Source organism: Streptomyces virginiae (assembly GCF_041432505.1).
GTDB lineage: Bacteria > Actinomycetota > Actinomycetes > Streptomycetales > Streptomycetaceae > Streptomyces > Streptomyces virginiae_A.
Map to the genome: position 1 here is coordinate 1915481 of NZ_CP107871.1, position 19598 is coordinate 1935078.

The following is a 19598-nucleotide window of genomic DNA, read 5'->3' on the forward strand; positions in this document are numbered from 1 at the left end:
GTCCCTCACACCTCCTGTCCGGCTGCGGTGGACGCGGCGACGACGGCGGGCTCGGGCACGGTGGCGGGCACGGTGGCGGGCGCCTCGGCGCGGGCGGCCGCGCAGGCGCGCTGCACGCCCCGTACGACACTGTGGTAGCCGGTGCACCGGCACAGGTTGCCGGTGAGCCATTCGCGGATCTCGGGCTCGGTCGGGGCCTCGCCGCCGGCGGTGGCGTCGACGAGTTCGCCGAGGGCCATGACCATGCCGGGGGTGCAGAAGCCGCACTGGGTGCCGTGCTCCTGGCGCAAAGCCTCCTGGAGGCCGGTCAGTTCGCCGCCGCGGGTGGTCTCGCCCTCGATGGTGGCCACCTCGGCCCCGGCGGCGGAGGCGGTGAGGACCAGGCAGCTCTTGACGGACCTGCCGTCGAGGCGGACGACGCAGGTGCCGCACTGGCCGGTGTCGCAGCCGACCTTGGTGCCGGTCAGCCCGAGGCCGTCGCGGAGCCGTTCCACGAGCAGTTCGTTCGGCTGCGCCGTGAACTGCTCGGGTCTTCCGTTCACATTCAGTGTGATATCCATGCCAGCGCCTGCGCTTCCGTGAGCGGCCGGTTGAAAAGGTGCCCGCCGGGCTGTTGGAGAATTCCTCCGGAGTGCAACGGGCCGGTGTCCACGGGTGCGAATCCCAGATCCGAGATGATTCCCGCGACGATTTCCTTCGATTTCACGTCGTCGCCCGCGGTGAAATGTGCCAGGCGCTCTCCGGGTGCGGTGCCGGCGACGGCGAGGGTTTCGAAATGCATGGTGTTCAGGGATTTGACGACCTGGGCGCCCGGGTACCACTCGGCGACCAGGTCGCTGGAGCCGCGTCCGCCGAGGTCGGCGGGGGCGCCGCCGGGGCCGCCGAACGCGTTGGTGGCGTCCACCAGCACCTTGTCCTGCACGGCGTACGGCGGGAGCAGTCCGCGGACGCGTTCGAAGGGCACCATCAGCACCAGGAGTTCGGCCCGGTCGGCCGCCTCGGCGGGGTGCGCCGCCGAGGCGGTCCGTCCCAGCTCGGCCACGAGCGGGTCGAGGGTCCGCGGGCCCCGGGCGTTGGCCAGGACGACCTGGTGGCCTGCCGCCACGAGGATCCTGGCCAGGGTCGAGCCGATCCGCCCGGTGCCGATGATGCCTGTCCGCATTGCCGCTCCTCGGGAATGGAGGTCTCGGTCGGTCTCGGTAGCGCTCTCAGTCCATGCCGATCCAGACCGACTTGGTCTGGGTGTAGCTCTCCAGCGACTCGGGGCCGCACTCACGGCCGTAGCCGGAGGCCTTGTAGCCGCCGTAGGGCACGGCGGGGTCGTACTGGTTGTAGCAATTGACCCAGACCGTGCCGGCCTTGATCTGCGAGGCGACCCGGTGGGCGCGCCGCAGGTCCTTGGTGTGGACGCCGGCGGCGAGGCCGTACGCGCTGTCGTTGGCGATGCGCACGGCGTCCTCCTCGGTGTCGAAGGGGATGATCGACAGGACCGGGCCGAAGATCTCCTCCTGGGCGATCCGCATGCTGTTGTCGACGCCGGTGAAGATCGTCGGCAGGAAGTACAGGCCTTGGCTGGAGGCGCCCTCGGGGGTCCATCCGCTGCCGCCGGTGCGCAGGATCGCGCCTTCCTTCTCGCCGACCTCGATGTAGGAGCTGACCTTGTCGAACTGGCCGCGGTGGGCGAGCGGTCCGAAGAGGGTGGCCGGGTCGCGCGGGTCGCCGGGCTTGAGGTCGGCGGCCCGGCGGACCAGACGTTCGACCATCTCGTCGTGGATGGGTCGCTGCAGCAGCAGCCGGGATCCGGCGGTGCAGATCTCGCCCTTGTTGTAGTAGATGCCGAAGAAGGCGAGTTCCTCGGCGGCGTCGAGGTCGGCGTCGGCGAAGACGATGTTGGCGGACTTGCCGCCGAGCTCCATCGTCACCTTCTTCAGGGTGCCGGCCGCCTTGCGGATGATCGTCTGGCCGACCGAGGTGGAGCCGGTGAAGGCGATCTTGTCGATGTCGGGGTGGCCGGTGAGGGTCTCCCCCAGTTCGACGCCCGGACCGGTGATGACGTTCAGCACCCCGTCGGGGATCTCCGCCTCCTGGAAGAGCTCGGCGATCTTCAGGGCGGTCAGCGGGGTGGCCGGGGAGGGCTTGTGGACCACCGTGTTGCCCGCCGCGAGTGCCGGTGCGATCTTCGTCATCGACAGCAGCAGCGGGAAGTTGAACGGGGTGATGGCGCAGACCACGCCCAGCGGTTCGCGCAGGGTGTAGGCGAGCTGGCCGCCGGCCGGGGCCCGCGAGGAGCCGTCGACGCGGGTCACGGCCCCGGCGTAGTAGTGCATGAGCTGGGCGGCCATGGGGGCGTCGACCGTGCTGGAGAACGCGAACGGCTTGCCCATGTCCACGGTCTCCAGCAGGGCGATCTCCTCCAGGTCGCGCTCGATGAGCTCACCGACCCGGTTCAGCCGCAGCGCGCGCTCCTGGGCGGACAGTCTGCTCCAGGGGCCCTCCTCGTACGCCGTGCGGGCGGCGGCGACGGCCGCGTCCGCGTCGGCGGCGGCGGCCTGGGCCACCGGTACGATCTCCTGCCCGTCCACGGGGCTGATGTCCGGTTCGGTACGGCCGTCCTGGGCCGGGACCCAGGCGCCGCCGATGAACAGTTTCCCGGGGTTGGCGAGGGGCTGGCCGCTCAGCTCACGCTTGGTCATGGCTGCCTTCCGGTTTCGGGTGCGGGGGGCGGTACTAGCCCTTCGCGAGCTGCGTCAAGAAGGTCTCGGCGAGGGCCTTGGAGGAGTAGGGGTTCTGGCCGGTCGTCAGCCTGCGGTCGACGACCACGTGCGAGTCCCAGATGGCTTCCGCCTTCTCGTAGCGGGCGCCGAGCCGGGTGAGTTCGACCTCCAGGATCAGCGGGAGCCGGCCGGCCATGTTGGTGACCAGTTCCTCGTCGTGCGAGAAGGCCGTCATCCGGTAGCCCTCGAAGGGCCAGCGGCCTTCGCCGTCGCGCAGGGCGAGCAGCGAGGTGTGGCCGTGGCACACCGTGGCGAGCGGTTTGTCCTGCGCGATGACCCAGCGCAGGATCTGGGCGAGCTCGTCGGACTTGGGGAGGTCGCCGATGGCGCCGTGGCCGCCGCTGACGTACACGCCGTCGTAGTCGGCGATGTCCTTCTCGGTGAGGGTCTCCAGGGCGATGGGGGCTCTCAGCTGGGGGGTGTCCCCGATGACCCGGACGTACTCGGCGGCGTTGGCCGCGTCCTCGTCCGGCGAACCCTCGGGACGGACCCACCGCAGGAACTGGGGGTCGATGCTCGTCTGGTCGACGGTCGGCGCACTGCCACCGATCGTCGCCACGTCCACGTCGTGGCCGGCCGCCTTGAAGAGCGAGAAGGGCACGACGAATTCCTCGGCCCAGAATCCCGAGGGGTGCTGTTCACCGTCGAGCAGATGCAGTGTGGCTTTGGCCGTCATGACGACGAGAATCTTCATGATTCTCTCCTTGTTCTGGATTCGCTGCCGATTCAACACGCCACCCGCAGGGGGCGTAAGGGGGACGACGTCAGGCCCGCGATACTTCGTCACGTGCGTCCAACGCCGAGATGATGGTGCGGAATTCACCGACCAGGGGGTGGTCGGGGTGAGCTTCGGCAAATATGCGTTCCCCGTACAGAGCCGCCATTTCCGGCGAGTAGGGAAGGATTCCGGCCAGTGGCGCCCCGTAGACCGCTTCGGAGCGTCGGCGGGCCGCCTCCCGGTCGATGCCCTCGGGGGCCATGCTCAGTACGAGGTTCCGCCGGCAGGTCAGGCGTCCGGCGAGGGCGATGGTCTCCTCGACCCCCGAGAGGTCGATCCGGTCGGCCCGCGCCATGATCATCAGCACGTCGGCGCTCGCCATGGCGGTCACCGACTCGTTGTTGAGCCCGGCGTGGGTGTCGAGCAGCAGGACGTCGAGGTCGTGGTGCGCGGCCAGCCGGTCGAAGCCTTCCGGCAGCAGCCCCACGTCGTAGCCGCCGGCCATGATCTCGCGCAGGGCGGCCGTCCCGGTCCGGGCCGGTACGACGTACAACCCGGGTACGCCGGTCTGTTGGGCGGTGGTCTCGATCTCGCAGCGGCCGAGCAGGTAGTCGGTCAGGGAGGGGCCGGGCCCCAGGCGGAACAGCAGGTCCAGGGTGGGTGACTGGATATCGGTGTCGACCACCCCCACCCGGCGTCCCTCGGCCGCGAGGAGCAGCGCGAGGTTCGCCAGTACCGAGGACTTGCCCGTCCCACCGCGGTGCGAGTGCACGACGATGGTGCGGGTCATCTAGGCCACCACCCGGGTGCCGGCGCCGTCCGCGCGCGGCCCCCGCGCCGCGCGTGGCCGGTGCAGGGCCAGCATGGTGACGTCGTCGTGCTGTTCGGCGGTGCCGGTGTGTTCGCGCACCGCCCAGTCCATCCGGTCGACCACGTCCTTGCCGCTGGTCGGTGGCCCGGCGAGCAGTTCCAGCATCCGGTCGTCGCCGAGGAAGCTGCCGTTCGGGCAGCGGGCCTCGGGGACTCCGTCGGTGAAGGCGAACAGGGTGTCGCCCGGGTCGAGTTGGGCGTAGCCGAGGGTGTAGACGCAGTCGGGCAGGATGCCGACGGCCGGTCCGGTGATGTGGAGGGCGACGGGCGGGCTGCCGTCGGCGGGCAGCAGCAGGGGCGGGTTGTGGCCGCCGTTGATGTAGACGAGGCTGCCGGTGAGCGGGTCGAGCACCCCGAAGAACAGGGTGGCGAAGTAGCCCTGCCGCAGGTGGTTGCGGGTGAGGTAGCCGTTGGTGGCGGTGACCGCGTTGAGCAGCGGGGTGGCGCCGACGACCGGGATCCGGCGGCTGCCCCCGGCGCGTCCGGCGGCGACCAGGTGCTGCAGGCCGCTGTTCTGCGCGGTGTGCCTCAGGAGTGAGCGGATGAGCGCCATGAACAGCGCGGCTCCGACCCCCTTGTCGCAGACGTCGGCGACGACGAAGGCGAGCCGGCGGCCGCGGGAGATCTCGAAGACGTCGTAGAAGTCGCCGGCGACCTGCCGGGCGGGACGGAACCGCACGTCGATCTCCCAGCCGTCGGGGACGGGCATCGATTCGGGCAGGAAGCCCGCCTGGATCTCCCGGCCGATCTCCAGTTCCTTCTCGTAGCCCATGAGTTCGGCGCGGGCGTCGGCTTCGCGCAGGGTGCGGCCGAGTCCGGCGCGCTCCGAGCAGCTGTGCAGCCGGGCCCCGACGAGGGCGGGCAGGAAGGGCGGTACGAGGTAGTCGTGCCCGATCCGGACGTGCTCCTCCAGGGCGGCGAACTCCGTCACGGTCCAGACGACCACGATGGGGGCCCCGGCCCAGCGGCGCAGCCGGCGTACGGCCATCCGTACGGCCTCCCCGTCGGACTCGGCCGGGGCGAGCAGCACGTCCGCGACGGGCAGCAGTTCCAGTGCTCCTTCGCGCAGCTCCTTCAGGGAGCGGGTGACGAGTGCCGCGTCCATCGTCCGCAGAGCGTCGAGCAGCTCGGGCGGCGGTGGCGGGTACGCGTCGAGGATGATCACGGTCGTGGAGGGCATCGGTCCGTCCCCTCAGCCTTCACAGTCAGGGTGCTGATGTTGCGGCCGTCCCTGTGCGCGTAGCCGAACTCGTCCACGCTGGTCAGCGCCAGGTGGATGCCGAGGCCGCCGATCCGCCGCTCCTCCGGGGGGATCCCGGGGCAGGCGGGCGGTAGGCGGCCTTCGACGGGGTCGAAGGGGGGTGCGCAGTCCTCGATGACGATCTGCACCCCGCCCGGGCCGGAGCGGCCGCGGACGGTGATCCGTCCGTCGCCGCCCCGGTACCCGTGCATCACGACGTTGGTGGCCAGTTCGTCCACGGCCAGCCGGAGCCGGTAGGTGGCACCCTTGCCCAGGCCCGCCGCCGCGGCCAGTCGTAGGACGAGCGAGGCGATGTCGCCCAGTGCCCCCACCGTCGCGGGCACTTCCAGTACGCAGGACGTGCTCGCCAGTTCGACCATGTCAGTCACGGTGGTCACTCATCGGTCAGGACGATGCTCCGGTCCAGCCCGGCGGTCCGGATGGTCCGGGACACGGGCTCGATGGCACCGACCACCTTGATGGTGACGTCGTTCGCGACCTTCTGCTGGGCGAAGACCAGGGAGCGCAGTCCGGCGCTGGCCATGTAGCCGACGCCGGCCATCCTGATCTCGACGGTGCGGGTGCCGTGGCCGGCGGCCTTCTCGATGGTCCGGTGGAAGTCCGGCGCGGTCTTGGCGTCCAGCTCGCCCGTCAGTTCGATCACGGTGGTGTCGCCCTCGATGCTCAGGGACACGGAAAGCGGCATGTCAGGGTCTCCTTCGGTCAGGGCGTGTTCGGTCAGGGCGTGTCGAGGTCGTCGGGATCGTCGGTGCGGCCCACGAGGATCACCACCGAGCGCGGGCCGATCAGGTACTTCCCGGCGTTGTCCAGCTCCTGCTCGGCCCCGGGGGTGCGGATGTCGTACGGTGCCTCGGCCCCGGTGTCGGCGAACAGGTGCCAGCTCCGGCCTCCCGGCAGGGCGGGCAGTTCCAGGTCGTGCGACTCCCAGTGCGCGTTCATGGCCACGTACACCACGTCGTCGTCACCGGTGCCGCAGCGGGCCACCGCCAGCAGCCGGCTCTCGGCCGACCAGTCGGGCTGCCAGGCCCGCTCCCCGTGCCAGCTGATGTCCGGCAGGCCCAGGTGCTCGCGGACCTGGCCGGTGGGGTGGGCGGTGGAGCGCAGCTCGCGGTGGTGCTTGCGGAATTCGATCATCTCTCGGGTGAACCGGAGCAGTTCGGCGTTGTCGTCGACCTGGTCCCAGTCGAACCAGGAGAGCTCGTTGTCCTGGCAGTAGGTGTTGTTGTTGCCCTGCTGGGTGCGGGCGACCTCGTCGCCGGCCAGCAGCATCGGGATGCCCTGGCTGGTGAAGAGGATCGCGAGGGCGTTCTTCATCTGCCGGGTGCGCAGCGCGTTGATCTCCGGGTCGTCGGTGGGACCTTCGGCGCCGCAGTTCCAGCTGTTGTTGTCGTTGGCACCGTCGTTGTTGTTCTCGCCGTTGGCCTCGTTGTGCTTGTCGTTGTAGGAGACCAGGTCGGCGAGGGTGAAACCGTCGTGCGCGGTCAGGAAGTTGACCGATGCCGCGGTGCCGCGGGTGGCGTACAGGTCGGGTGATCCGGCGATCCGGGTGGCCAGTTCGCCGGTGACGCCGGGGTCGCCCTTGAGGAAGCTGCGTACGGTGTCGCGGTACTTGCCGTTCCACTCGGCCCAGCGGCCGTACGCCGGGAAGTTGCCGACCTCGTAGAGGCCGCCGGCGTCCCAGGCCTCGGCGATGAGCTTGGTGTGCCGTAGGACCGGGTCGTAGGCGAGCAGTTCCAGCAGCGGCGGGTTGGGCAGCGGGGTGCCGTCCAGGGCCCGGCCGAGGATGGCCGCCAGGTCGAAGCGGAAGCCGTCGATGTGGTAGTCGGCGACCCAGTGGCGCAGGCAGTCGAGCACGTAGTTGCGCACGACGGGGTGGTTGCAGTTGACGGTGTTGCCGGTGCCGCTGAAGTTGAAGTAGTACCCGTCGGGCGTGAGCATGTAGTACGTGGCGTTGTCGAGCCCCTTGAAGGAGATCGTCGGGCCCTGTTCGTTGCCCTCGGCGGTGTGGTTGAAGACGACGTCGAGGATGACCTCGATGCCGGCGGCGTGCAGGTCCTTGATCAGGGTGCGGAATTCGTCGCCCTGCATGCCGTAGCGTCCGGTGGCCGCGTAGCCGGCCTTGGGCGCGAAGAACGAGACGGTGTTGTAGCCCCAGTAGTCGAAGAGCTGCTCGCCGGTCTCCGGGTTGCTGCGCGGGTTGTCGCTCTCGTCGAACTCGAACACCGGCAGCAGTTCGATGCAGTTGATCCCGAGTTCCTTCAGGTACGGGATCTTCTCGCGCAGCCCCGCGAAGGTGCCGGGTGCGGTGACCTGCGAGGAGGGGTGTCGGGTGAAGCCGCGCACGTGGGTCTCGTAGACGACGAGGTCCTCGGCGGGGATGCCCAGCGGGGTGTCGTCGCCCCAGTCGAAGTCCTGGAGGCAGACGCGGGAGCGGTACTGGTAGCCGCGGCTGCGGTCCGGCTCCACGCCCCACACGTCACGGCCTGCGATGAGGCGGGCGTACGGGTCGGAGAGCACCTGCCGGGCGTCGAAGCGATGCCCGGTGACCGGGTCGTAGGGGCCGTCGGCCCGGTACCCGTACTCGATGTTCTCGTGGTCGAGGCCGAAGACGGTCATGGCGAAGACGCTGCCGGTGCGGAATTCCTCGGGGAACTCCAGTTCGGCCATCGGCTCGGGTTCTCCGCGCTTGAAGATGACCAGGGTCATGGAGGTGGCCTGGTCGGAGAAGACGGAGAAGCTGACCCCGCCGGGGACCACGTTGGCCCCGAAGGGGAACGGTTTGCCGGCGCGGACGCGGTACCCGCCCACCTCGTGGGTCGGGTACGCGTCGACGCGCAGCACCTGCTCGGACCGGGTCTCGGTCATCGCGCTGCCTTGGCCTTGGCCTTGGCGGCCGCGGCGACGGCCTCGCCGGTCTCGAAGAAGTCGAGGAACCCGGTGGCCGACATGACGAACCGGACCTCTTCGCTCACCCCGTAGAGGGTGACCGCGACGCCGGCGTGCTGGGCCTCGCGGTAGACCACGAGCAGGGTGCGCAGGCCCGCGCTGGAGACGTAGGTGACCGCGGTGAGGTCGATCTTCAGCGGCTTGCCCTCGCGGACCAGCGGCAGCAGTGCCTGGAGCAGCGAGCCGGATGTCTCGCTGTTGATCTCGCCGGTGGCGACGAGCACGGTGCCCGTCTTGTTCCGGCGTTCCTTGACGTTGAGAGTCATTGCGTTCCCCTCTGGTTGGGGCGCCCCCCGTTGAGCGCTACTTGGTCACCGGGCGCAGCCGGACCTTGACCTTCACCCGGCCCTGGACATCGGGCAGCCGTACGGTGAGTGCGTCGGCGTCGAAGTCGGTGTACGGCTTCTCGTCGATCTCCACGGACGCGATCCGCACCGAACCGGCGGGAAGCAGGTCGGGCGAGACGCGCAGGACGCGGTCGGGCAGGTTCGTCGGGTCGGGCTGGAAGTGGAAGTCCATCTCCCGCCCGTTGATGAGCAGGTTGTTGTAGACGGCGGAGAGGTAGCAGAGCTCCGCCGAGTGGTACATGGACATCGAGTGGCTGCCCTTGAGCCGCTCGGTGCCGAGCAGGTACGGCGTGCCGCTGGCGAGCACGTTGAAGTAGACGGCTCCCTCGTCGTGGTCGAGGAAGAAGGTGTTGTAGAAGGCCTGGGCCTGCCGGGCCTCACGCAGGTTCGCGTCGCCGCCGACCGTGCCGTTCAGGATGAGGTAGGCGAGGATCGCCTGCTCCTGCTGCCACCAGGCCTTGCGGTCGTGCCAGGCGAACCGGTACGCCTCCTGGTCGCCGCCCTTGAGCCGCTCGACGACGTCGTACCAGCCGCCGCGCTGCACGTCGCTGCCGACCGCCGGCATGATCTCGCCGATCTTCTTGGCGAGCTGCTCGTACTCCGGCTTGGCCTTCAGCGAGTTCATCCGCATCAGGTTCCAGGCGATCTTCAGGTTGTGGCCGACCACCGCGCGGTTCTGCTGCCAGCTGTGCGCGGTGTCGTGCGACCAGTCGCGGAAGAAGCGCTCCTGGACGAAGGGGCTGTTCTTGTAGTCCGGGAACTTGTCCGCGATGGTGTCGAAGGTGTACTCGAGGAAGTCGGCGTACTTCTGGTCGCCGGTCGCCAGGTACAGGTTGATCAGGTAGGCGGGCGCGTGGTCGCCGACCGAGTTCCAGTTCTTGCGCTCGGCGTTCTCGCCGAGGGACTCGTGGTCGGCGCTGAAGAGGATCGGGTCGATGTGGGAGTAGTAGCCGCCCTGCTCCGGGTCGAAGAAGAACTTGTCGAACAGCCGGATGGTGGCGTCCGCGTCGTTCTTGATCCGGATGTCACCGGTGACCCGGTACGTCTGGATGGGGCCGGCCAGCGCGTAGATCTGCTCGTACATCGGGATCGCGTCGTAGTCGTCGGAGAACTCCGAGGTGAAGAGCTTGCGCTCGCTGTCCCCGTCGACGCTGATGCCGTGGTACCAGAAGACCACGTCCTCCTCGCTGTCCACGACCCGCATGTGCTTGCGCAGGTACTCGGTGCCGCGCTCGGCGACCTCCAGGTACTCGTCCTTGCCGGTCAGCAGGTAGGCCGAGGCCATGCCGTAGACCAGCCGGGAGATCGTGTCGGTCTCCTGGACGTGGCTGGCGGTCTTGTCACCGCCGAGCCGGATCTCGGTGCGGTACTCGGTGAAGTCCACCGGCCCGTCGCCGAACTGCGCCCGCTTGTAGAAGTCGGCCAGGGATTCGATCTGCTTGATCCACCAGCTGGGCTCCTCGAAGCGGTAGTCCTCGGCCCCGCGGCCCAGGAAGACCAGGCGCTTGGCGTCGAAGCCGCCGCCGCGCTCCGGGTAGTGGACCCCGTAGACGAAGAGGAACCGGCCGGGCGAGAGCATCTCGTCGATGTGGCCGGAGGCGTCGATGTAGGGCTCGTCCAGGTTGCGGACCAGCTCGGCGCTGGGGTCGCCGGCGAGGGAGACGTCGAACTCGCGCCCGTCGGCGGTCTTCAGCCTCAGCAGCCGGGTCCCGGAGTCGAAGCGGGTGACGTAGCCCGCGATCGTGTCGGAGAAGGAGAAGGTCACGGCGTCAGCCATGGGTCACGCACCGTCCTTGTCGTGAGAGCCGTCGTCCTCGTATCCCTGGCTGACCTCGACGATGACCCCGTCGGGGTCGCGGACCCACACGGTCCGCCAGCCGCAGATGAAGTCGTCGAAGTCCAGTGGTCCCAGGGTCACTTCCGCCGCGTCGCCCAGCTCGGCCAGGAACGCGTCCACGCTGTCGGTCTGGAAGGCCAGGTGGCGCATCCGGCCGGGGGCCTGCGGACCGTCGTCGTTCGCCGCCCGGGCCGGTGCGGTGTCGCCGGCCGCGAAGAGCTCCAGGTACGCGTCCCCCTTGCGCAGGAACACGATCTGCGACTCGCCGAGGTCGACCACCCGGGCCCGGGTGAAGCCGAAGTACCGGGTGTAGAACTCCTCGGTGGTCTTCTGGTCGGTGCAGTTCAGGCCCACGTGGGACCACCGCAGCCCGGCGGCCATCAGCCGGCTCCCCGGCCCCGACCGGCCGCGATCAGTTCGATGATGCGGCGGGCGAAGAGGTGGTGGTGGGCGCCGGTGCGGCCGGTGACCAGGTCACCGTCGACCACCACGTCCTCGTCGACGTACTCGCCGCCCATGTTCCGCACGTCACCGATGAGGTTGTTGTGACAGACCACCTTGCGGCCGCGGATCCGGTCAGGGATCGAGGAGGCCAGCCACATGCCGTGGCAGATGATCCCCTTGAGGACCGTCGGCTCCTCGAAGGCCCGGCGCAGCAGCTCGGTCGCCGGGGCGAGGACGTCCACGTCCTCCGTGTAGCGCAGCCGGTCGGCCACCATGCCGGAGGGCACGATGATCGCCGCGTACCGGCGCAGCTCGTCGTCGCTCAGGCCTTCCAGCGACTTGTCGGCGGTGAACGGCGCCCGGTACTCGTGCCCGGTGAAGGTGATGGAGTCGTTGCCCCACAGCCGGGTCAGGAAGTCGACCTCGGCGCCCTCCTCGGCGAAGCGGCGCTGGTAGTAGAAGATCTCCGGCTCGTAGTAGTCGCTCTCGACCAGGACCGCGATCCGGGTCCCGGACAGCACGCCCTCGCGCAGGACCGCGTCAGACACGGGAGGCCCCCTTCAGGAAGTCCGCCGCGCGCTCGGCGATCATCGCGATGGCGGTGTGGCAGTTGCCGGACGGGACCGCGGGCATCACGCTCGCGTCGACCACGCGCAGGTTCCGTACGCCGTGCACCCGCAGCTCGGGGTCGACGACGGAGAGGTCGTCGATGCCCATGCGGCAGGAGCCGGCCTGGTGGTGGTAGCTCTCCGACTTCTGCCGTACGAAGGTCCGCAGGTCGTCGTCGCTCACAAAGCCCGGGCCGGGCTGGAGCTCCTGCTTGTACCAGGGCGAGAAGGCGGAGGTCGCGAAGATCTCCCGGGCGATCTTGACGCCCTGCACCATCCGTTCCAGGTCCCACCGGTCGCCCAGGTAGTTCGGGTTGATCAGCGGGTGGGCCAGCGGGTCGGCGCTCGCCAGCTTGATCCAGCCGCGCGACACCGGCCGTACGACGCCGGGCAGGATGGACACCGTGTGGGGGTGGTCCTGGCCGACGATCACGTCGAACGGCACGTGGACGAAGGCGATCTGCAGGTCGGGGGCGGGCAACCCGGGCTGCGAGGACAGGAATAGAGCGCTCTCCGACAGGTTCTGCGCCGGCGGCGGCAGTTCCTGGGTGACCTCGGCCATCAGCCCCGTCAGGACGTGGTTGTGGAAGTTCTCGCCGACCCCGGGCAGGGCGGCGGTGACCTCGATGCCGTGCTCGCGCAGCTGCTCGGGGTGGCCGATGCCGGAGAGCAGCAGCAGCTTCGGGGACTCGATCGCCCCGGCCGCCACGATCACCTCGCGGCGGGCCCGTACGGTGTGCAGCCCGGGCGCCGCGGGGACGCTGTGGCCGTCCCGGACGGTCCGGCCCGGGATCTCGGCGGGAGCCCGCAGCTGCGCGTACTCGACGCCCGTGCAGGTGTCCCCGTCGAACAGCAGTCGGGTGCTCTGCGCGTCGGTCCGCAGGGTCAGGTTGGGGCGCCGTAGCGCCGGCTCCAGGTAGGCGGCGAGGACACCCTGGCGGCGGCCGTCGGCCACGTCGATGTGGTGCCAGCCGGTGCCGAAGAGGCCGCGCCGCGGTCCGTCGGTGTTGAAGTCCTCGATCTCCCGGTGGCCCAGCTCGACGGCGGCGTCGATGAAGGCCCGGGAGACCGGGTTGGGGCCGTGCCGGCCGGCGTTGGTGATCCGCTGCGGGCCGCGGGTGCCGGTGGTCGCGGCGGTGACGTCCTCCTGGCCCTCCAGCAGCGCGAAGTAGGGCAGCACGTCCTCGTAGGACCAGCCGGCGGCGCCCTGGTAGGCCCAGTTGTCGAAGTCCGAGGCATGGCCCCGGATGTGCATCATGATGTAGAGGTTGCTGCTGCCGCCGGGGGCCTTGCCGCGCGGTTCGTACGTACGGCGGCCGTCGAGTCCGGGCTGCGGGGTGCTGGTGTAGCCCCAGTCCACCGGCCCGCCGAGGAGCTTGTACCAGGAGGACGGGTCGTCCACCTCGGGCGGGATGCGGGAGCCGCCCGCCTCCAGGACGAGGACCGAGACGTCCGGGTCCTCGGAGAGCCGGTCCGCCAGGACGCTGCCGGCGGTGCCGGAGCCCACGATGACGTAGTCGTATTCCTCTGCTCGTTCTGCAGCCATGACCGCGCTCCCCTCAGTCCTGGCTCAGCACCTGGAAGGGGACCGTGTCGTGGTAGTTCGCCATGTAGGCGATCTTTCCGTCGACGATCCGGAAGAAGTTCATGACCTCGGCCTCGATGGGCTCGCCGGAGGCGCTGACCGCGGTCAGGTGCGAGACGGCGGCCGCCTTCTCGCCGTCGACGACGAAGTGCACGGGCTCGTTGCGGAAGACCCGGTACATCGTGCCCATGCCCTTCATCATCGAGCGCAGGACCTCCAGGCCCTCGATGTGGCCGGCGAGCTGCTCGTCCATCACCTGGTCGTCGGCGAACAGGTCGCACCATCGGTCCCAGTCACCGGCGTTGGCGTACTCGTAGTACTTCCGAAGGATCTCGGTGTGGCTCTCGTGTCGGTCCATCGCGCTCATCCCCCTGTCGGTCTATCGGTCCCTACGGGTGCCGTCCGGCGCGAACGGCGCCCAGAACTGGCTGAAGGCGGTCGCCGAGTCCCCGAAGAGACCGTCCCGGCCCTCGACGATCCGGCCACCGCGCCACCGCATGAAGTGGAAGACCGGGTAGTCCATCCGCTCGTGCGGGGAGGTGCTCGTCTCGTCCGCGCCGTCCCGCAGGGCCACGTTGCGGCACACGTCGGCGCTGCAGTCCTCGCCGACGAGGACCGCCTGGATGTCCATCCGGAAGGTGCCGCCCGTGAGCTTGTGGGTCTGCCCCATCAGCTCCAGGAAGGCGTCCAGGCTCTCGTACCAGCCGGCCAGCGGGTGGTTGCCCGGCACCAGCCAGCGCAGGTCCTCGGAGTAGTACTCCAGGATGCGCGCCCGGTCGCCGGAGCCGAGGGCGGCGTACGCCGCTTCGACCCGCTCCCGTGTCACTTCGGTCATCGTCGCTTCTCCCTTCGTCGGCGCCCGTGCTCAGAGCGAGCCGGAACCGGGCATCGGCGCCAGGTCGTTGACGGTGTACTCCTTGATCAGCGGTCCGTCCGGACCGGCCACGACCGTCCAGGTCTGGTCGGCGTCGAAGCCCAGCCACTGGCTGCGGGCGGCCGGCGGGTCCCAGATCTTGGCCTGCCAGTTGACGAGGACCCGGACGACCGCCCGGTCGCCCTCGATGACGGGCTCCACCTTCGTGACGGTGTGCACCTCGTCGAAGAAGCGGTGGGTGACGGCCTCGTACCAGCGGCCGAATCCCTCGTGTCCGAGGAAGGTGTCCTCGGGGACCTTGAACTCCAGGTCCTCGGTGATCAGGGCGAGCACGTCGTCCGGATCCACGTGCCGGTCCAGCGCCACGTACCAGTTCTCGGCGAAACTGCGGATCGCTTCCTCGGTCAGCTGCCGCTCGGCGGGCATGCGGTCTCCTCCTGTCCGTACGGGGCTTGCGTCGGATGGCTCTGCAATCAGATCTGGATGTCGACGAGGAACGGCCCGGGGTGCGACAGCATCCGCCCCACGGCGGCGACCGCCTCGTCCGGCTTCTCCACCCGCATCCCGCCGGCGCCGAGCGACCGCGCCAGCCCGGCGAAGTCGATCTCGGGGTGGGAGAGGTCGAAGGAGCCCGGGAAGCCGTGCTCGGGGATGTCCCGCTCCCGCCAGTACTGGGCGATGTTGTCGTCCAGCAGCCGGTACTTGCGGTTGTTGCACACCACGAACTTGGCGTCGATGCCGTGCCGGGCCGCCGTCCACAGCGCCTGGTACGTGTACATGGACCCGCCGTCGCCCGCGAAGCCGACCACCAGCCGCTCGGGCCGGGCCAGCTTGGCCCCGACCGCGCCCGGGAAGCCCACGCCGAGCGAGCCGCCACGGGTGAGGTGGTAGTCGCCGGGGCGCTCCGCCGGCAGGTACCGGGTGACCAGCGGCGAGGTGGTCAGCGCCTCGTCGAAGACGATCAGGTCCCCGCCGGTGCGCTCCGCCAGGGTCTTCAGGAAGACGGCCATCGGCGTGCCGTCGTCCGCGGCGGATCCCGCCGACCGGATCTCGCGGACCCGCTCCCGGGTCCGTACGTCGAGGCGCGCGGCGGCCGCCGCCCTGCGCTGCGGGCCGAGGCGCCGCTCCAGTACCCCGGCCAGCGCGCGCAGCGCCTGCTTGGGGTCTGCGGCCAGGCCCAGGTCCACCGGGTGGTTCTTGGCGATCTCGTAGGCGTTGAGGTCGATGTGGACGACCTTGGCGCCCGCCCTGAAAGGGCTCTCCAGCTCGGGGAAGACCTCCGGGAAGACGTAGGTGCCGACGATCAGCACCCCGTCGGCGTCCCCGACGAGCTCCTTGCTGTGCGGGCCGAACATGTGCCCGGTCTGGCCGCGTCGCAGCGGGTGCGAGGCCGCGATGTTCACCTCGGACGAGTCGACCTCGTACACGTCGGCGCCCAGCAGTTCGGCGACGGCGACGAGCTCCTTCTGCGCCCCGGAGAGCGCGACCCCGTCGCCGACCAGGACGATCGGCCGCTCGGCTGAGGCGAGCAGCTCGGCCGCCCGCCCCACCGAGGCCGGCGAGGGCGACACGTCGGTGAGCACCTCCGTGGACGGCAGGACGGGCTCGGAGTTGAGCTCGTCCAGCACGTCCATGGGGAGCGCCACGAACACCGGTCCGCGGGGCGGGGTGAGTGCGATCTTCACGGCGCGGCGGACGGTGCGGAGCACGGACCGCGGGTCGGTGACCCGCGTCGCGTACTTGGTCACCGGCTTGGCCATCGCCACCAGATCGCAGGCCATCTGCGCGTCCATGGCGTCGTAGCGCACCCCGGCGTCACCGGCGACCACGACGAGCGGGGTGTGGCCGCGCAGCGACTGGTAGAGCATGCCGATGCCGTTGCCCAGGCCGACACCGGAGTGCAGTTGGAGCAGGGCCGCGCCGCCGGTCGCCCGGGCGTACCCGTCGGCGATGCCGGCGGCCACGGTCTCCTGGAGGGCGAGGACGTAACGGAAGTCCTCCGCCGCGTCCACCGCGTCGAGGAATCCCTGTTCCACCGTCCCCGGATTTCCGAACATCACCGTCAGGCCGTCGGCCTTGAACTGCTCGATCAGCCTTTCCCGTCCGGGAGTGGCTTCCATGAATTCCCCCTCGACTCTCCGATTTCCCTGTGCCCTCCGGGATCACCAGCCGTATCGGGTGAGACCGTCCTCCAGAACTTCCACGATCTTCTGCCCCGTGAGATAGGAATCGGGGGTGGAACGCCCGGTGACGAAGGGGAAATCGACGATGACCGAAACCGGTTTGCCGAAATTCCCGTGGTAGGCGCCGCGCGGGCCCGTCGCGTCGCGCAGGATGTACTCCAGCGGATACGGCGGCGGCCCCATGTTGAAGTCGGTACCGAGGAATCCGGTGCCGTCCTTGTAGTCGTACTCCTTGCAGTGGCCGGTCACGTGCTTGCCCCGGATGATGCTCCCGCGGTCGCTCCAGTCCCGGGCGAAGGCCAGGCAGGCGACGCCGTAGCACTCGGCGGCGACGACCTTGCCGGCCTTGTGGAAGGCCAGGATCAGGGCGTGCACGCGCTCGTTGTTGGCGAGGTCCACGATGGGGCCGCTGCCCCCGACGACGAGGATCGCGTCGTACCCGGCGATGTCGGCGTCGAGCTTGTCCAGGTCGCGGTGGTACTGCTCCAGCTTGGGCAGATAGCCCTCGTCGCTCGTGTACGGACGCTCCGGGACCCACGCCTCGATGTCGAGCGGCGAGTCCAGCCGGCTCGACTGCTCGAACTCCCGCCCCAGTCGGGCGTTCTCCTCGGTGGTGACCGAGCGTCCCAGCGGGGGGTCGATGTAGTTCGCGTCGAGGCTCGGCGGGAGAGCGTGCGCACGCTTTCCGGTCGGCGTGGCGAATATGACCTCGTAGCCCCGCTCGTCGAACTTCGACACGGGGCCTATCAGTTCCTCGGCCCAGTAACCGTGTTCGGAGACAATGACCAGAATCTTTCTGCTCACGTATTCCTCCAGGCGCCGCCTGTTGTCGTTGGCGTCCCCCACACTGGCCGCGCCCAGGTGCTTCGTCAAAGCGCTGGTGTGCGACTTCGTGAGGTAGCGGGGCAGGTCGTGGCCGCACATCAGGAAGTCGTCCGCGGACGTCATGAAGTAGCTTCAGGACTACCTGACTTCGGCCGAATCGATGAACCGTTACGGTGGCGCCGCCCTATGGTCTGGACGCGCCGTGAATCACAGGCGTACGAGCCGCGCCATGAATCACCGACCGCACGAGCGACACCACAAGAGAGCGCACGGGCAAGAGCACGAGGAGAGGGACGGGGACGATGACGATGGACCTGTTGTGCACACACATCGATCAGATACGTCCGGTGAAACCCACGGCCGTGGGCTGCGAGGAGTGCCTCATCGCCGGCGACACCTGGGTGCACCTGCGGATGTGCCTCAGCTGCGGGCACGTCGGATGCTGCGACTCGTCGAGGAACCGTCACGCCACCCGGCACTACCGGACCACCGAGCACGCCATCGCGGCCTCCCACGAGCCCGGCGAGGACTGGGCCTGGTGCTACGCCGACCAACTGATGCTGGACCCGGCATGAGCGCGGCCCCGGAGAGTTCCGCCGCCACCCCCGCCCCTTCGGCGGCCGCGGCCGCCGAACGCGCGGAGCACAAGAAGCCGGTCATCCTCGCCGTGGACGACGACCCGCAGGTGCTGCGCGCCGTCCGACGCGATCTGCGCAGCGCCTACGGCGACCGCTACCGGGTCCTCGGCGCCTCCTCGGCGGCCGACGCCCTGAAGATCCTGGACTCCCTCGACGAACGCGGCCACGACCCGGCGCTGTTCCTCGTGGACCAGCGCATGCCGGACGTGACCGGCGTCGAGTTCCTGCTGGAAGCGGTCAGCCGCTTCCCGGACGCCCGCCGCGTGCTGCTGACGGCCTACGCGGAGACCGACGCCGCGATCACCGCCATCAACCGGGTCCGGCTGGACTACTACCTGCTCAAGCCCTGGGACCCGCCGCACGAGCGGCTCTTCCCGGTCCTGGACGACCTGCTGTCGGACTGGCTGGCCACCTACCGGCCGGCCTACGACGGGATCATCGTCGCCGGTCACCTGGTCTCCCCCGGCACCCATGCCGTCCGGGACTTCTTCACGCGCAACGGCCAGCCGTTCCGCTTCCTCAACGTCGAGCGGGACCCCGAGGCGCTGACCCTGATCGCCGTCCAACCCGACGGGGCGCTCCCCCTCGTCCGCTTCCCGGACGGGTCGGTCCTCTCGGCCCCGACCGACACCCAGCTCGCCCAGCGCCTGGGCCTGGCCACCACCGCCTCGCGCCCGCACTACGAGTGCGTCATCGTCGGGGCGGGCCCGGCCGGCCTCGCGGCGGGCGTCTACTCGGCCTCGGAGGGCCTGTCGACGCTCATGCTGGACTCCCGCGCCCCGGGCGGCCAGGCGGGCACGTCCAGCCTGATCGAGAACTACCTCGGCTTCCCCTCGGGCCTCTCGGGCGGCGACCTGACCCGCCGGGCCACCATCCAGGCCTCCCGGTTCGGCGCCGAGATCCTGCACCCCGTGGAGGTGGTCTCGCTGACCCGGGACGACCCGGCCAAGATCCTCACCCTGGCCGACGGCACGGAGATCTCCGCCGAGACGGTGCTGCTGGCCACCGGGGTCTCGTACAACCGTCTCGACGCCCCCGGCGCGGACCGCTTCGAGGGGGCCGGCCTCTACTACGGCGCGGCCACCACGGAGAGCTCGGCCTGCATCTCGCAGCACGTGTTCATCGTCGGCGGGGCCAATTCCGCGGGCCAGGCGGCGGTGCACTTCGCCAAGTACGCCGCCCGCGTGACGATCCTGGTCCGCGCGGCCTCCCTGGACGCGAGCATGTCCCGCTACCTGATCGACGAGATCGACCGCACCCCGAACATCGAGGTGAAGGTCCGCACGACCGTGGTCTCCCTGGCCGGGGACGAACACCTGGAGCACATCACCCTCCACGACGCGGACACGGGCGAGGACACCGAGATCCCGGCCCGCTTCATGTTCACCTTCATCGGCGCACGCCCGCACACCGACTGGCTCGCGAGCGTCGTCGAACGGGACGAGTACGGCTTCGTCCTCACCGGCTCGGACCTGATCTCGAACGGCGGCGAACTCCCGGCCGAGTGGAGCCTGGAGCGCGCCCCGTACCCGCTGGAGACGAGCGTCCCCGGCGTCTTCGCGGCCGGCGACGTCCGCGCCCACTCGGTGAAACGGGTCGCCTCGGGGGTGGGCGAGGGCGCGATGGCCGTCTCGCTGATCCACCGCTACCGCTCGATGGGCTGAGAGCGAACGGCGCACCGGCAGCCT

At 69.8% G+C, this 19598-nt stretch carries 21 protein-coding genes; 2 read left to right on the forward strand and 19 right to left on the reverse strand.

Annotation, left to right across the window (positions count from 1 at the left end; genetic code table 11):
* Window positions 1-5 precede the first annotated feature (5 nt).
* The 19 genes from OG624_RS08965 to OG624_RS09055 all read right to left on the reverse strand — a co-directional run bounded on the left by OG624_RS08965 (window position 6) and on the right by OG624_RS09055 (window position 17251).
* Window positions 6-542: a (2Fe-2S)-binding protein gene (locus OG624_RS08965; RefSeq protein ID WP_244291010.1), complete on the reverse strand. Its 537-nt coding sequence runs from the start codon at window positions 540-542 to the stop codon at window positions 6-8.
* Between the two features lie 2 nt (window positions 543-544).
* Entirely contained in the window at window positions 545-1162 is a 618-nt protein-coding gene (locus tag OG624_RS08970; protein ID WP_033226110.1) for an NADPH-dependent F420 reductase, read from the reverse strand.
* 46 nt (window positions 1163-1208) lie between these two features.
* Window positions 1209-2693: an aldehyde dehydrogenase family protein gene (locus OG624_RS08975; protein WP_030769272.1), complete on the reverse strand. Its 1485-nt coding sequence runs from the start codon at window positions 2691-2693 to the stop codon at window positions 1209-1211.
* 34 nt (window positions 2694-2727) lie between these two features.
* Window positions 2728-3468, reverse strand: coding sequence for a type 1 glutamine amidotransferase domain-containing protein (locus OG624_RS08980; protein ID WP_051763932.1), 741 nt, complete (start codon window positions 3466-3468; stop codon window positions 2728-2730).
* Between the two features lie 70 nt (window positions 3469-3538).
* Window positions 3539-4282, reverse strand: coding sequence for a MinD/ParA family ATP-binding protein (locus OG624_RS08985; RefSeq protein WP_033226111.1), 744 nt, complete (start codon window positions 4280-4282; stop codon window positions 3539-3541).
* Window positions 4283-5542, reverse strand: coding sequence for a PP2C family protein-serine/threonine phosphatase (locus OG624_RS08990; RefSeq protein ID WP_051763933.1), 1260 nt, complete (start codon window positions 5540-5542; stop codon window positions 4283-4285).
* Window positions 5524-5982, reverse strand: coding sequence for an ATP-binding protein (locus OG624_RS08995; protein ID WP_033226146.1), 459 nt, complete (start codon window positions 5980-5982; stop codon window positions 5524-5526). Before OG624_RS08995 ends, OG624_RS08990 begins: the two co-directional genes overlap by 19 nt.
* A gap of 14 nt (window positions 5983-5996) precedes the next feature.
* Complete coding sequence (locus OG624_RS09000; RefSeq protein ID WP_033226112.1) at window positions 5997-6308, reverse strand: STAS domain-containing protein; 312 nt, start codon at window positions 6306-6308, stop codon at window positions 5997-5999.
* A gap of 32 nt (window positions 6309-6340) precedes the next feature.
* On the reverse strand, window positions 6341-8488 hold the full coding sequence (gene glgX, locus OG624_RS09005) for a glycogen debranching protein GlgX (RefSeq protein ID WP_244291011.1): 2148 nt from the start codon (window positions 8486-8488) through the stop codon (window positions 6341-6343).
* The gene (locus OG624_RS09010) at window positions 8485-8835 is read right to left on the reverse strand and encodes an STAS domain-containing protein (protein WP_030008823.1); all 351 of its coding nucleotides are present in this window, start codon (window positions 8833-8835) and stop codon (window positions 8485-8487) included. The genes glgX and OG624_RS09010 overlap by 4 nt, the downstream gene beginning before the upstream one ends.
* Window positions 8836-8872: 37 nt before the next feature.
* Window positions 8873-10693, reverse strand: a complete 1821-nt coding sequence (locus tag OG624_RS09015; protein WP_033226113.1) for an AGE family epimerase/isomerase — start codon at window positions 10691-10693, stop codon at window positions 8873-8875.
* A 3-nt stretch (window positions 10694-10696) separates the two neighbouring features.
* A complete protein-coding gene (locus tag OG624_RS09020) occupies window positions 10697-11134 on the reverse strand; it encodes a VOC family protein (protein ID WP_033226114.1) in 438 nt (145 codons plus the stop codon).
* Window positions 11134-11745 (reverse strand): DJ-1/PfpI family protein, encoded by a 612-nt coding sequence (locus OG624_RS09025; RefSeq protein ID WP_078909688.1) that lies wholly within the window; start codon window positions 11743-11745, stop codon window positions 11134-11136. The genes OG624_RS09020 and OG624_RS09025 overlap by 1 nt, the downstream gene beginning before the upstream one ends.
* Entirely contained in the window at window positions 11738-13351 is a 1614-nt protein-coding gene (locus OG624_RS09030) for a GMC family oxidoreductase (RefSeq protein WP_033226115.1), read from the reverse strand. Before OG624_RS09030 ends, OG624_RS09025 begins: the two co-directional genes overlap by 8 nt.
* Window positions 13352-13364: 13 nt before the next feature.
* Complete coding sequence (locus OG624_RS09035; protein WP_033226119.1) at window positions 13365-13748, reverse strand: nuclear transport factor 2 family protein; 384 nt, start codon at window positions 13746-13748, stop codon at window positions 13365-13367.
* 21 nt (window positions 13749-13769) lie between these two features.
* Window positions 13770-14225 carry a nuclear transport factor 2 family protein gene (locus tag OG624_RS09040; protein WP_030729565.1) on the reverse strand — a complete coding sequence of 152 codons (456 nt, stop codon included), beginning with the start codon at window positions 14223-14225 and terminating at the stop codon, window positions 13770-13772.
* 30 nt (window positions 14226-14255) lie between these two features.
* Entirely contained in the window at window positions 14256-14690 is a 435-nt protein-coding gene (locus OG624_RS09045; protein ID WP_033226120.1) for a nuclear transport factor 2 family protein, read from the reverse strand.
* A gap of 47 nt (window positions 14691-14737) precedes the next feature.
* Window positions 14738-16384 carry a thiamine pyrophosphate-binding protein gene (locus OG624_RS09050; RefSeq protein ID WP_033226121.1) on the reverse strand — a complete coding sequence of 549 codons (1647 nt, stop codon included), beginning with the start codon at window positions 16382-16384 and terminating at the stop codon, window positions 14738-14740.
* A 42-nt stretch (window positions 16385-16426) separates the two neighbouring features.
* A complete protein-coding gene (locus OG624_RS09055) occupies window positions 16427-17251 on the reverse strand; it encodes a type 1 glutamine amidotransferase domain-containing protein (RefSeq protein ID WP_033226149.1) in 825 nt (274 codons plus the stop codon).
* 329 nt (window positions 17252-17580) lie between these two features.
* On the opposite strand from OG624_RS09055, the gene OG624_RS09060 reads away from it, so the two are divergent.
* Both OG624_RS09060 and OG624_RS09065 read left to right on the forward strand, forming a co-directional pair.
* Window positions 17581-17847, forward strand: coding sequence for a UBP-type zinc finger domain-containing protein (locus OG624_RS09060; RefSeq protein WP_033226151.1), 267 nt, complete (start codon window positions 17581-17583; stop codon window positions 17845-17847).
* Window positions 17844-19574, forward strand: coding sequence for an FAD-dependent oxidoreductase (locus OG624_RS09065; protein ID WP_161292542.1), 1731 nt, complete (start codon window positions 17844-17846; stop codon window positions 19572-19574). Before OG624_RS09060 ends, OG624_RS09065 begins: the two co-directional genes overlap by 4 nt.
* The last annotated feature ends 24 nt before the right edge of the window (window positions 19575-19598 follow it).

What these genes read in the sequence shown, in the direction of transcription:
- OG624_RS08970 (WP_033226110.1), bottom strand. Translation starts at nt 1,162, where the DNA reads ATGCGGACAGGCATCATCGGCACCGGGCGGATCGGCTCGACCCTGGCC.
- OG624_RS09010 (WP_030008823.1), bottom strand. Translation starts at nt 8,835, where the DNA reads ATGACTCTCAACGTCAAGGAACGCCGGAACAAGACGGGCACCGTGCTC.
- OG624_RS09035 (WP_033226119.1), bottom strand. Translation starts at nt 13,748, where the DNA reads ATGGACCGACACGAGAGCCACACCGAGATCCTTCGGAAGTACTACGAG.
- OG624_RS09050 (WP_033226121.1), bottom strand. Translation starts at nt 16,384, where the DNA reads ATGGAAGCCACTCCCGGACGGGAAAGGCTGATCGAGCAGTTCAAGGCC.
- OG624_RS09015 (WP_033226113.1), bottom strand. Translation starts at nt 10,693, where the DNA reads ATGGCTGACGCCGTGACCTTCTCCTTCTCCGACACGATCGCGGGCTAC.
- OG624_RS09000 (WP_033226112.1), bottom strand. Translation starts at nt 6,308, where the DNA reads ATGCCGCTTTCCGTGTCCCTGAGCATCGAGGGCGACACCACCGTGATC.
- OG624_RS09040 (WP_030729565.1), bottom strand. Translation starts at nt 14,225, where the DNA reads ATGACCGAAGTGACACGGGAGCGGGTCGAAGCGGCGTACGCCGCCCTC.
- OG624_RS09065 (WP_161292542.1), top strand. Translation starts at nt 17,844, where the DNA reads ATGAGCGCGGCCCCGGAGAGTTCCGCCGCCACCCCCGCCCCTTCGGCG.
- glgX (WP_244291011.1), bottom strand. Translation starts at nt 8,488, where the DNA reads ATGACCGAGACCCGGTCCGAGCAGGTGCTGCGCGTCGACGCGTACCCG.
- OG624_RS09030 (WP_033226115.1), bottom strand. Translation starts at nt 13,351, where the DNA reads ATGGCTGCAGAACGAGCAGAGGAATACGACTACGTCATCGTGGGCTCC.
- OG624_RS09020 (WP_033226114.1), bottom strand. Translation starts at nt 11,134, where the DNA reads ATGGCCGCCGGGCTGCGGTGGTCCCACGTGGGCCTGAACTGCACCGAC.
- OG624_RS08985 (WP_033226111.1), bottom strand. Translation starts at nt 4,282, where the DNA reads ATGACCCGCACCATCGTCGTGCACTCGCACCGCGGTGGGACGGGCAAG.
- OG624_RS08975 (WP_030769272.1), bottom strand. Translation starts at nt 2,693, where the DNA reads ATGACCAAGCGTGAGCTGAGCGGCCAGCCCCTCGCCAACCCCGGGAAA.
- OG624_RS08990 (WP_051763933.1), bottom strand. Translation starts at nt 5,542, where the DNA reads ATGCCCTCCACGACCGTGATCATCCTCGACGCGTACCCGCCACCGCCG.
- OG624_RS09045 (WP_033226120.1), bottom strand. Translation starts at nt 14,690, where the DNA reads ATGCCCGCCGAGCGGCAGCTGACCGAGGAAGCGATCCGCAGTTTCGCC.
- OG624_RS09060 (WP_033226151.1), top strand. Translation starts at nt 17,581, where the DNA reads ATGGACCTGTTGTGCACACACATCGATCAGATACGTCCGGTGAAACCC.
- OG624_RS08980 (WP_051763932.1), bottom strand. Translation starts at nt 3,468, where the DNA reads ATGAAGATTCTCGTCGTCATGACGGCCAAAGCCACACTGCATCTGCTC.
- OG624_RS08995 (WP_033226146.1), bottom strand. Translation starts at nt 5,982, where the DNA reads ATGGTCGAACTGGCGAGCACGTCCTGCGTACTGGAAGTGCCCGCGACG.